The sequence below is a fragment of the Actinomycetospora straminea genome (assembly GCF_028737255.1).
In the GTDB taxonomy this organism is placed as follows: domain Bacteria; phylum Actinomycetota; class Actinomycetes; order Mycobacteriales; family Pseudonocardiaceae; genus Actinomycetospora; species Actinomycetospora straminea.
Genome location: NZ_JAQZAN010000006.1, coordinates 172,304 through 183,824 on the forward strand (window position 1 = coordinate 172,304; position 11,521 = coordinate 183,824).

Genomic DNA, 11,521 nt, shown 5'->3' on the forward strand with positions numbered 1-11,521 from the left:
GCCACGACGGCCCGGCACCCCGTCACCGGGGTGCCGGGTCGTCGTGCGTCAGCGGGGGTTCCGGCGGATCTGCAGGACCGCGAACGTGACCAGCACGATCCCCGCCACGCCGAGGGCGAAGAGCACGATCCCGATGGCCGGCCGCGGCGTGAACGTGAGCACCAGCCCGGCGACCAGGAGCACGGCGCTGATCACCCACCCGACCACGCAGCGGCGGATGGTGGTGAGACCGAGGGCCGAGAGCATGGACGCCATGCTGGCACGGCCGGGTCAGCGCCCGGACGGACCGTCGGGTGATCTCCTGTCCGGCACGTCCTCCCGCGGGGACAGCGCCGCCGCGACGACGTACTGGTAGACGTAGCGGATCTCCTCGCCGCGCCGCACGGGCAGGCACACCCAGCCCACCCACTCCCCCGTCGTCGTGCGCCGCCAGGCCAGGAGCTCGCCGGGGACCCGGCTCTGGAGGTCGACGCCCTCGGGCATCGGGCGGACGGGGCTCTCCCGCGGGCGCGGGTAGGCGATCGCGAGGTCGACCCAGACGCGCTTGACCTCGTCGCGCTGCAGCGCGCCGGACCGGTCGTTGCGGCGCTGCGCCGGACCTCGCTCATCGAACACGTGTTCGATCGTCGGGGATGGACGGCCCGAACGCCACCCACACGGCCGGGTGTGTCCGCCGACCCGGAGATCACCAGGACGTCAAGCACCTCGACGGGCCCCTCGAGGTGCCTGGCGTCCTCCTGATCTCCCCGCCAGGAGCGCCGTGGCTCAGTCCACCAGGTAGAAGACCCGGTCGACGACCGCCCGGGCGCGGCGGGTGACGCGGCGGTACTCGTCGAGGAACTCGCCGGGGTCGTCGTCGGGGTCGTGGCCCAGCGCCGAGGCAACGGCGGCGAGGTCGCGGCCGGAGCGCGGGACCTCGTCGGTCGGCCGCCCGCGCACGAGCGTGGCGGCGGCGCGGGCGTGGGTGGCCATGGTCCAGCCGGCGACGAGCTCCTCGGCGTCGCCCGCGTCGAGGAGGCCGGCCTTCGCGGCCGCGTCGAGGGCCTCGAGCGTCGAGGGGGTGCGCAGGGACGGCACCGCGCCGGCGTGCTGGAGCTGCAGGAGCTGCACGGTCCACTCGACGTCGGAGAGGCCGCCGGTGCCGAGCTTGGTGTGCAGGGCCTTGTCGGCGCGCCGCGGCAGGCGCTCGTTGTCGACGCGCGCCTTGATCCGCCGGATCTCGACGGCCTTCTCGTCGGGCAGCCCGTCGGCCGGGTAGCGGTACGGGTCGATGGCCTCGACGAACGCCGCGCCCAGCGCCTCGTCGCCGGCGACCGGGCGGGCGCGCAGGAGCGCCTGGTACTCCCAGGTGTCGGCGAGCTTGGCGTAGTACTGCCGGTAGGAGTCGAGGGTGCGCACGAGCGGCCCGCTCTTGCCCTCCGGCCGCAGCTTCGTGTCCACCTCGAGCGGCGGGTCGGGGCTCGGCGCGCCCAGGGCCGACACGGCCGCCTCCGCCACGGCCTTCGCGTACCGGACGGCCTCGGCGTCCTCGACACCGTCGGCGGGCTCGCACACGAACAGCACGTCGGCGTCCGACGAGTAGCCGAGCTCGGCGCCCCCGAGCCGCCCCATCCCGATGACGGCGATCCGGGCGGGCGCCGGGCCCCCGTCGACACCGCCCATCTGCCCGCGCTCGGCGGCGGCGAGGGCGGCCTGGAGCACCGCGACCCAGATGCTCGACAGCGCCCCGCAGACGGCGGGGACGTCGAGCAGGCCCAGCAGGTCGGCGCACGCCACCCGCACGAGCTCGATGCGGCGCATGGACCGCCCGACCTGGCCCGCGGAGCCCGGGTCGGTGTGCCGCGCGACGGCCCGGCGCAGCGACGCGGCGACCTCGTCGGGGCGGCGGGCGACGAGCTCGGCGTTCGGCCCGTCGCCGGCCAGGAGCCGCAGCACCTCGGGGGTCCGCGGCATCATCTCGGCGACCCAGCGCGAGGTCCCGAGCACGCGCATCAGCCGCTCGGCGGCCACGCCCTCGTCGCGCAGGTAGCCCAGGAACCAGGGCGTGTCGGCGAGGGCCTCGGACACCTTGCGGTAGGCGAGCAGCCCGTGGTCGGGGTCGGCGGAGTGGCCGAGCTCGTCGAGCAGGACGGGCAGCAGCGCACGCTGGATGCGGCTCGCGCGGCTGACGCCGCTGGTCAGGGCCTGCAGGTGGCCGAGCGCGCCCTGCGGCGACGTCCACCCCAGCGCCTTGAGCCGGCGCATCGCCGACTCGGAGGTGAGGACGAGGGCCTCGCCCGGCACGCGGGCCACCGACTCGAGCAGCGGGCGGTAGAAGAGCTTCTCGTGCAGGCGCCGCACGCGCACCGTGTGCCGCGAACGCTCGTGCTGGAGCACCCCGACCGCGTCGCGGGACCCGTCGGCGCGCAGCTTGGCCGCGCGCGCGAGCCAGCGCAGGCCCGCGGTGTCGTCGTCGGGCGGGAAGAGGTGGGTGCGGCGCATCTTCTGCAGCTGCACGCGGTGCTCGAGCAGCCGCAGGAAGCGGTACGAGGCGGCGAGGTTCGCGGCGTCGTCGCGGCCGATGTAGCCGCCGTCGGCGAGGGCGGCGAGCGCCTCGAGGGTGTTCTGGCTGCGGATGGTCTCGTCGCCCCGGCCGTGGACCATCTGCAGCAGCTGCACGGCGAACTCGACGTCGCGCAGCCCGCCACGGCCGAGTTTGAGCTCGCGGTCGGCGTGCTCGGCGCGGATGTGGTCGACGACCCGCCGGCGCATGGCGCGGACGTCGGCGACGAAGTCGTCGCGGTCGGCGGCGCTCCACACCATCGGCGCGAGGGCTTCGCAGTACTCGCGGGCCAGGTCCTCGTCGCCGGCCACCGGGCGGGCCTTGAGCAGCGCCTGGAACTCCCAGGTCTTCGCCCAGCGCTCGTAGTAGGAGACGTGCCCGTCGAGCGTGCGGACCAGCGCGCCCTGCCGGCCCTCCGGGCGCAGGTTGGCGTCGACCTCGAGGAACGCCTCGGTGGCGACGCGCATCATCGTCGAGGCGAGCCGGGTGGCGACGTCGGTGGGGCCCTCGGCCACGAAGATCACGTCGATGTCGCTGACGTAGTTGAGCTCGCGGCCGCCGCACTTACCCATACCGATGACGCCGAGCCGGCAGGGCAGCGGATCGTCGGGCTGGCGGTCGTCCTTGCTGCCCAGCGCGTCGGCGACCGTCGCGTCGGCGACCGCGAGGGCGGCCCGCAGGCCGGCGGCGGCGAGGTCGGCGAGCGCGGAGGCGACGACCTCGACGGGCACGACCGGCAGGTCCGGCTCGCACACCGACTGCAGGTCGGCGGCGGCCAGCGCCAGCACCTCGTCGCGGTAGGCCAGGCGCAGCACCCCGATGCCGGCCGGTTCGAGCACCGTCGCGCGGGGCGCGCCCGCGGCGTCACGGGCGTGCTCGGCCCCGACCGCGGCGAACAGCGTCTGCGTGCGCTGCTCGAGGTCGGGCAGCTGCGAGGCGTCGTAGGTGCGCCCGGGGGTGTGCTCGGTGCGCAGGGTGCGCCAGCGGTCGGGGTGGCCGATGAGGTGGTCGCCGAGGGCGGTGGAGCCGCCGAGCACCGAGAGCAGCCGCCCGCGCAGGCCCTGGTCGGTGCGCAGGGCCTCGTCGAGCGCCGACCAATCCTGCTCGCCCATCGCCTCGCGCAGCCGCTCGACGGCGAGCAGGGCGAGGTCCGGGTCGGGGCTGCGCGCCAGCGCCCAGACGACGAGCTCGGCGCCCGCGACCGGGGCGTCCTCGTCCCACCAGCCGAGCGCCCCGAGGCGGGGGCCGGCGTCGGGGTCGGTCAGCCCGAGGCGCGCCGGTGCGCGGTGGGCGCGGGTCATGCGGTCACCGACCCGGTCACAGCGCCGGTCACAGCGTCGGCAGGTACGTCGCCAGCTCGTACGGGGTGACGTTGCGCCGGTAGGCGTCCCACTCCGCGCGCTTGTTGCGCAGGAAGAAGTCGAAGACGTGCTCGCCGAGGACCTCGGCCATGAGCTCGGAGCGCTCCATCGCCGCGAGCGCGCCGTCGAGGTTCTGGGGCAGCGTCTCGTAGCCCATCGCGCGGCGCTCGCCCTCGGAGAGCATCCACACGTTGTCCTCCGCGGCCGGCGGCAGCTCGTAGCCCTCGGCCACCCCCTGCAGGCCGGCGCCGAGGATCGCCGCGTAGGCCAGGTAGGGGTTCGCGGCGGTGTCGATGGTGCGCACCTCGACCCGGCGCGACGACGCCTTGCCCGGCGAGTACATCGGCACGCGGACCAGCGCCGAGCGGTTCGCGTGGCCCCAGCACACCGTCGTCGGGGCCTCGCCGCCGACGATCAGGCGCTTGTAGGAGTTGACGAACTGGTTGGTCACCGCGGAGATCTCGCGCGCGTGGCGCAGCACGCCGGCGACGAACGCCTTGCCGGTCTTGGACAGCTCGTAGGGCTCGGACGCGTCGTGGAAGGCGTTCTGGTCGCCCTCGAAGAGGCTGACGTGCGTGTGCATCGCCGAGCCGGGGTGCTCGGTGAACGGCTTGGGCATGAAGGACGCGTTCACACCCTGGGTGATCGCGACCTCCTTGACGATGTAGCGGAAGGTCATGATGTTGTCCGCCATCGTCAGGGCGTCGGCGTAGCGCAGATCGATCTCCTGCTGGCCCGGCCCGCCCTCGTGGTGGCTGAACTCCACCGAGATGCCCATGGCCTCGAGCGCCTCGATGCAGCGGCGCCGGAAGTGCGGCGCGACGTCGTGGCTGGCCTGGTCGAAGTAGCCGCCGGTGTCGGCGGGCACCGGGGGCGTGCCGTCCCCGGGCAGGTCGCGCAGCAGGTAGAACTCGATCTCCGGGTGCACGTAGCAGGTGAATCCCGCCTCGGCGGCCCGCGAGAGGCTGCGGCGCAGCACGTGACGCGGATCGGCCCACGACGGCGAGCCGTCGGGCATCGTGATGTCGCAGAACATGCGCGCCGAGTAGTGCCCGCCGCCCGCGGTCTCCCACGGGAGCACCTGGAACGTCGACGGGTCGGGCTTGGCGACCATGTCCGACTCGTAGACCCGCGCGAAGCCCTCGATCGCCGACCCGTCGAACCCGATGCCCTCGGCGAAGGCGCCCTCGAGCTCGGCCGGGGCGACCGCCACCGACTTGAGGTAACCGAGCACGTCGGTGAACCACAGCCGCACGAAGCGGATGTCGCGCTCCTCCAGCGTGCGCAGGACGAACTCCTGCTGGCGATCCATGCCGCCGACCCTAGGTCCGGGTACAGATCCTCGAAAGACGGGGCCTGGTCACGTCAGGACGCGGGGCACGTCGCGCCGGGCGGCGCGGGGGTGCCGTCGACGAGGTAGCGGGTCGCGATGTCGTCGACGCACGGCGAGCTCTGGAACACCGCGGTGTGCTCGTCGCCGACCTTCGTCAGCAGCGAGCCGTTCAGCGCGCGGGCCAGCTCCACGCCCGCCTGGTACGGCGTGGCCGGGTCGCCGGTGGTCGAGACGACCAGCGGCGGCGCGAGGCCCGGGACCTGCGGCACGTGCGGCTGGCTCGTCGGCGGGGTCGGCCAGAACGCGCAGCTGTCGCGCGCCGAGGAGACCCCGCGCCCGCTGTCGAGGAACGGCGCGGCCTCGTTGTAGGCCTCGGCGCGGGCCAGGGACTGGGCCGGGTCGGTGACGCGCGGGTCGTCGGCGCAGCGGACCACCTCGAACGCGTCCTGCGACGAGGCGTAGCTGCCGTCGCGGTTCCGCTCGTAGTACTCGTCGGCGAGCGTCATCAGCGCGCCGCCCTGGCCGGCCCGCAGGTCGTTCAGCGCGCGGACCAGCCGGGGCCAGTAGGTCTCGACGTAGAGCGCGTTGATGGTGCCCTGCTGCGCGTCGGCGTAGGACAGCACGCGCCCGTCGGGCAGGGGCAGCGGCGCGTCGATCAGCGGCCGGGTGAGCTGCTGGTAGGCCTGGGTGGTGCGCGCCGGGTCCTGGCCCAGCGGGCAGTTCGGCCGCGACGCGCAGTCGCGGGCGAAGGCGTCGAACGCGCCCTGGAAGCCGCGGCCCTGCTCGATGAGCTCGGTGGTCGGGTCCTGGTCGGGGTCGAGCGCGCCGTCGAGCACCATCGCCCGGACGTTCGCCGGGAACTGCTCGGCGTACGTGGAGCCGATCCGGGTGCCGTAGGAGTAGCCGAGGTAGGTCAGGCGCGGGTCGCCGAGCGCCGCCCGCAGCACGTCCATGTCCCGGGCGACGTCGCGGGTGCCCGCGTTGGCGAGCAGGTCGAGACCGCTGCGCTCGGCGCAGAGCTCGGCGGTGCGGCGCTCCTCGGCCTCCGTCTGGGCGACGCCGGCGGGCGAGGCGTCGGTGTCGTCGTCGCGGCGGTCGGCGTCGCGCTCGGCGGGCTCGAGGCAGCGGATCGCGGGCTCGCTCGCCCCGACGCCGCGGGGGTCGAAGCCGACGACGTCGAAGCGTCGGCCGACGTCGGTCTGCGCCAGCGACGTCGACAGGTACGCGGCGGTCTGGACGCCCGAGGCCCCCGGCCCGCCCGGGTTGATCACCAGCGAGCCGATGCGCTCCGGCGACGCCGGCGCCGCGTGGCGCAGCACGGCGATCGTCCCGGTGCGCTCGTCCGGCCGCGCGTAGTCGAGCGGCACCTCGAGGCGCGCGCACTGCAGCGCGGGGTCGGCGTAGATCTGCCGGTCCTCGTCGGTGGCCGCGAACGGCACGCACGGTCCCCACGCGAGCTGCTGGCCGTAGAACCGCTCCAGCCCCGGCGGCGCCGCGGCGGCCGGGTCGGGCACCGCGACCCCGGGCACCACCTGCGCGCACGCCCCCAGCACGACCGCGGCGACCCCGAGGACGGCGGCGACCAGGGCACTCGGGCGACGGCGGTGTCGGACGGGGGCGGGGCGCACGGCGGCCACCTTCCCACGCGGCCCGTGATCGTCCGGTGACGGGCTCGGCAGCCGGCTCCCGGTGTGCGGATGAGCATTTCTCGGTGCCCGACCCCGACGCGACCCCTGCGGGCCCGGCCGAGGCTCGGGCCATGGACGACGGGCATGTGGTGGTGTGTGGCGCGGGCGTCGTAGGTCTCGCGCTGGCGATGATGCTGGCGGGTGACGGCCGCCGCGTGACCGTGCTGGAGTCCGACCCGGCACCGGCACCCGACGCTGCCGCGGCGGCGTGGTCGGCGTGGTCCCGGCGCGGGGTGGCCCAGTTCCACCAGCCGCACTGCGTCTTCCCCCGGTTCCGCCACATCTGCGACGAGGGCCTCCCGGGCGTGACCGACGCGCTCCTCGGCGTCGGCTGTCGAGCCTTCGACCCCCTGGACGCCTCCCCGCCGTCCCTCGGCGACCATGCACCCCGACCCGATGACGGCCGGCTCCGATGGGTCACCGGCCGTCGCCCGGTGCTCGAGGCCGTGCTGGCGCAGCGGGCCGAGCACCAGCCGATGCTCACCGTCCGCCGCGGGGTCCGGGTCACCGGCCTCCTCGACGGACCCCGTGTCCTCGAGGGCGTCCCCCACGTCGCCGGTGTGATCACCGATCGCGGCGAGCGCCTCCGCGCCGACCTGGTCGTCGACGCCATGGGCCGCCGCACGCCGGCGGACGCCTGGCTGGCCGACCTCGGCGCCGTCCCGCCGGAACGCGTCGCGGAGGACAGCGGCTTCGCCTACTACACGCGCTACTTCTCGGGCCCGCTGCCCGAGTGGCAGTCGGGGCCCCTGACGCCGTACGGGACGGTCACGGTCCTGACGCTGCCGTCCGACAACGACACGTGGTCGGTGACGGTGTTCGGGAGCTCCGGGGACGTGCCGGTCAAAGAGCTGCGACGCCCCGACTGCTTCGACCGCGTCCTTCACGGCTTCCCGCTCCAGGCGCACTGGGTGGACGCGCCGGCGGAGCCGGGTGTCGAGGTCATGGCGGGAGTGCTCGACCGCACCCGCTCGCTCGTCGTCGACGGCTCGCCGGTCGTCACGGGCTTCACCGCGGTCGGGGACGCCTGGGCCTGCACCAACCCGTCGGCCGGCAAGGGCATCAGCGTCGGACTGATGCACGCCGAGCTGCTCCGTGATGTCCTGCGCGTCCACCCCGACGAGCCGACCGCGTTCGCCGCGGCCTTCCACGAGCTCGGGGACGACCGGGTCGCGCCCTACGTGCGGAACCAGCTGCGCGCCGACCGGGCCCGCGTCGCGGAGATGGACGCCCTGCGCCGCGGCGAGGCACCGCCCGCCCCCGATCCCGACGTCGCCGCCTTCGCCGCGGCGGCGATGGAGGACCCCGAAGTCTTCCGCGCCCTCCTCGAGGTCCTCACGTGCCTCGCCCTGCCCTCCGAAGTCCTCGCCCGGCCGCACATCGGCGCCGCCGTCGCCCGACGACGTGGCCAGGCACCCGAGCCACCGCCCGGCCCGGACCGCACGGAGCTGCTGGACCTCATCGCCGGGTGAGCCGCGCCCTTGCGTCGCTTTACACCGGCGGCGTGCTGCCCCGACGCTGGTCGACGCCGTGGTGGTGCGACCCGAGGAGCGCGCGATGGCCGACAGCACGACCACCGCGACGGCGCCCACGGCCGACCGGGTCGACGTCGACGCGATGCTCCGGGACCCCTACGAGACCTACGCCCGGCTGCGGGAGCAGGGACCCGTCGTCCGGGTGCGGCCCTGCAGCGCCACCTCGTCGTCGGGTACGCCGCGTGCCGCGCCGTGGAGGCCGACCAGGACACGTACTCGGCCGACGTCGGCGGCAGCGGGGCGACGATGGCCCGGGCGCTGGGCGCGAAGCCCATGCTGCGCAAGGACGGCCCCCGGCACGCCGTGGAGCGGGCGCCGATCACGCCGGGTCTGCGGGCGAAGAGCATCCGCGCGCTCTGGGCGCCGCGCTTCGAGCACAACGCGCGGGTCCAGCTCGACGTCCTCCGCGACCACGGCCCCGACCGGGCCGAGCTGAACCGCGACTACGCGGCGCCGGTGGCCGCGCGGAACCTCGTCGACCTCCTCGGGCTCCCCGAGGCCACGCCCGACGACGTGGCGCGCTGGTCGCACGCCTTCATCGCCGGGGTCGGGAACCTCGGCCACGACCCGGCGATCTGGGCGCGGTGCGAGGACGCCCGGCGGGAGGTCGACGAGCACCTCGACGCCCTGCTCCCCCACCTGCGCCGCCACCCGGACGCCTCCATGACCTCGGCGCTGGTCAACGCCGACCTCCCCGAGTCCGCGGTGCGGGCGAACGTCAAGCTGACGATCTCGGGCGGGCTCAACGAGCCGCAGCACATGGTCACGAACATCGTCTGGGCGCTGAGCCGGCACCCCGAGCAGCGCGACCGCGTCCTCGCCGACCCCTCGCTCTGGTCGGTCGTGTTCGACGAGGCGCTCCGGTGGCTCTCGCCGATCGGGATGTACCCCCGCGAGACGACCCGGACCACCGTGCTCGACGGCGTCGAGCTGCCGGCGGGGGCGGTGCTCGGCGTCGTGGTCGGCGCCGCCAACCGCGACCCCGCCGTGTTCGACCGCCCCGAGCGCTTCGACATCGCGCGGTCGGAGCGCGCGCACCTCGGCTTCGGGAGCGGGGTCCACCTCTGCCCCGGGCACTGGGCGGCCCGCATCGCGATCGGGGAGATCGCGGTCCCCCTGCTGTACGCGGCGTTGCCCGGCCTCCGCACCGACACCCGCCGGGACGAGGCGTGGTTCGGCTGGGTGTTCCGTGGTCTCACCGACCTCCCGGTGACGTGGGATCCGTCCTGACCCGCTCCCCGTTGTGAGGCTGGTCCCAGCGGGCGGCCGCCGCGTCCGCGCGGTGACACGGTGTGCTCATCCACCCCGACGACCCGGGGACCCGCCGCAGCCGGCGGGCCTCGAGGCAAGGACGGACGACGATGACGTCACCCCAGGGCACCGCTGCGTCGACTCCTTCTGGGCGTCCGAGGCGCACCCGCGTGCACCACCTGCAGGAGATGAAGGCCCGCGGCGAGCGCTGGCCGATGCTCACGGCCTACGACGTGAACACCGCGCGGATCTTCGACGAGGCGGGCGTGCCCGTCCTCCTCGTCGGCGACTCGGCGGGCAACACCGTGCTCGGCTACGACACCACGGTGCCGGTGACCACCGAGGAGCTGCTGATCCTCACCCGCGCCGTGGTGCGCGGGGCCCCGCACGCGCTGGTGGTCGCCGACCTGCCGTTCGGCAGCTACCAGGTCTCGGTCCAGCAGGCCGTCACCACCGCCGTCGACTTCATGAAGTCCGGCGGCGCGCACGCCGTCAAGCTCGAGGGCGGCGCGCACTACGCCGACCGCATCCGCGCCATCGTCGACGCCGGCATCCCGGTGATGGCGCACCTCGGCTTCACCCCGCAGAGCGAGCACGCCCTCGGCGGCTACCGCGTGCAGGGCCGGGGTGACGACGCCGCCGAGAAGCTCCTCGCCGACGCCCGCGCGGTCACCGAGGCCGGCGCGTTCGCGGTCGTCCTCGAGATGGTGCCCGCGCACGTCGCCAAGCGGGTGACGGCCGAGGTGCCGATCCCGACCGTGGGCATCGGCGCCGGCCCGGAGTGCGACGCCCAGGTGCTGGTCTGGACCGACATGGTCGGGCTCTCCGACCCGTCGCGGCGCACCCCGCGCTTCGTCAGGCGCTACGCCGAGATGGGCTCGGTGCTCGCCGACGCCGCGAGCACCTACGCCCGCGAGGTGCGCGAGGGCGTCTTCCCGGGCCCCGAGCACAGCTTCGACTAGGTCGCCACCCGGTCGGCGATCAGGCGCGCCACAGCGGACGGGTCCTCGAGCGGCATGGCGTGCCCGACGCCGGGCAGGGCGATCAGCTCGGCGCCGGGCACCCAGTCGGCGAGCATCCGCGTGGTCTCCTCGTGGGACCGCGTGGCGCCCTCCAGCCCGTAGACGAACGTCGTCGGGACCGCGATCCGGCCCGCAGTGGCCTCGTCGATCGGCCACTCCATGGCGGCGACGACCTCGTCGGTGAGGAAGAACCGCGAGTCGCGGACGATGCGCTCGATCGCGTCGCCCCCGAGGCGGTGCCGGGCGAGGGCGGCCCAGCCCGGCCCGCACACGCCCGTCATGAACGTGTCGACGGCGCCGCGGACGTCGCCGGCCTGCGCCGCGCCGATGGCGGGGCCGACGGACGTGCGGACGAGCTCCTCCGCGGACGGGCCGGCGGGGCTCGGCGCCGGCTCGAGGAGCACCAGCCGCGCGACGGCCTCGGGGGCGTCGAGCGCGCCCTGCAGGGCCATGCTCGCGCTCGACGAGTGCCCGACCCACGTCGCCCGCTCGATCCCGAGTTCGCCGAGCAGCCGGCGGGCGTGCCGGGCGTGGTCGGCGAAGGTGAGGTGGCCCTCGGGGGTCGAGCTGTCGCCGTAGCCGGCGCGCTGGACCTCGACGAGGCGCACGCCGTCGAGGGCGGGCTCGTCGAACACCGGGGCGAACCACTCCCCGGACCCGCCGGCGTGCAGCAGCAGGACCGGGGCCCCGGTGCCGCGCTCGCGGTAGCGCAGTCGGACGTCGCCCAGGTCGACGACGTCGGTGGTGATCTGGTGTGTGTGCGTCATGCCCGGAACGGTGCTCGCCGGG

The 11,521-nt window shown here is 75.1% G+C and carries 9 protein-coding genes; 3 read left to right on the top strand and 6 right to left on the bottom strand.

What is annotated here, in order from left to right:
• Nucleotides 1-48 precede the first annotated feature (48 nt).
• The 5 genes from PH190_RS11045 to PH190_RS11065 form a co-directional block, all read right to left on the bottom strand.
• Nucleotides 49-246 (bottom strand): hypothetical protein, encoded by a 198-nt coding sequence (locus PH190_RS11045; RefSeq protein ID WP_274231553.1) that lies wholly within the window; start codon nt 244-246, stop codon nt 49-51.
• A gap of 24 nt (nt 247-270) precedes the next feature.
• Entirely contained in the window at nt 271-615 is a 345-nt protein-coding gene (locus PH190_RS11050; protein ID WP_274231554.1) for a hypothetical protein, read from the bottom strand.
• A gap of 150 nt (nt 616-765) precedes the next feature.
• A complete protein-coding gene (locus PH190_RS11055) occupies nt 766-3,843 on the bottom strand; it encodes a bifunctional [glutamine synthetase] adenylyltransferase/[glutamine synthetase]-adenylyl-L-tyrosine phosphorylase (RefSeq protein ID WP_274231555.1) in 3,078 nt (1,025 codons plus the stop codon).
• Nucleotides 3,844-3,871: 28 nt separating this feature from the next.
• The gene (glnA, locus tag PH190_RS11060) at nt 3,872-5,215 is read right to left on the bottom strand and encodes a type I glutamate--ammonia ligase (RefSeq protein ID WP_274231556.1); all 1,344 of its coding nucleotides are present in this window, start codon (nt 5,213-5,215) and stop codon (nt 3,872-3,874) included.
• Between the two features lie 53 nt (nt 5,216-5,268).
• The gene (locus PH190_RS11065; RefSeq protein ID WP_274231557.1) at nt 5,269-6,864 is read right to left on the bottom strand and encodes an alpha/beta hydrolase; all 1,596 of its coding nucleotides are present in this window, start codon (nt 6,862-6,864) and stop codon (nt 5,269-5,271) included.
• Nucleotides 6,865-6,995: 131 nt separating this feature from the next.
• Here PH190_RS11065 and PH190_RS11070 point away from each other — a divergent pair, with 131 nt between their 5' ends.
• The 3 genes from PH190_RS11070 (at nt 6,996) to panB (ending at nt 10,672) form a co-directional block, all read left to right on the top strand.
• Entirely contained in the window at nt 6,996-8,396 is a 1,401-nt protein-coding gene (locus PH190_RS11070; protein WP_274231558.1) for an NAD(P)/FAD-dependent oxidoreductase, read from the top strand.
• A 255-nt stretch (nt 8,397-8,651) separates the two neighbouring features.
• On the top strand, nt 8,652-9,689 hold the full coding sequence (locus tag PH190_RS11075; protein ID WP_274231559.1) for a cytochrome P450: 1,038 nt from the start codon (nt 8,652-8,654) through the stop codon (nt 9,687-9,689).
• Between the two features lie 131 nt (nt 9,690-9,820).
• Nucleotides 9,821-10,672, top strand: a complete 852-nt coding sequence (gene panB, locus PH190_RS11080; RefSeq protein ID WP_274231560.1) for a 3-methyl-2-oxobutanoate hydroxymethyltransferase — start codon at nt 9,821-9,823, stop codon at nt 10,670-10,672.
• On the opposite strand, the gene PH190_RS11085 is transcribed toward panB, so the two are convergent.
• On the bottom strand, nt 10,669-11,499 hold the full coding sequence (locus PH190_RS11085) for an alpha/beta fold hydrolase (protein WP_274231561.1): 831 nt from the start codon (nt 11,497-11,499) through the stop codon (nt 10,669-10,671). The two genes, panB and PH190_RS11085, sit on opposite strands and share 4 nt — an antisense overlap.
• Nucleotides 11,500-11,521: the final 22 nt, after the last annotated feature.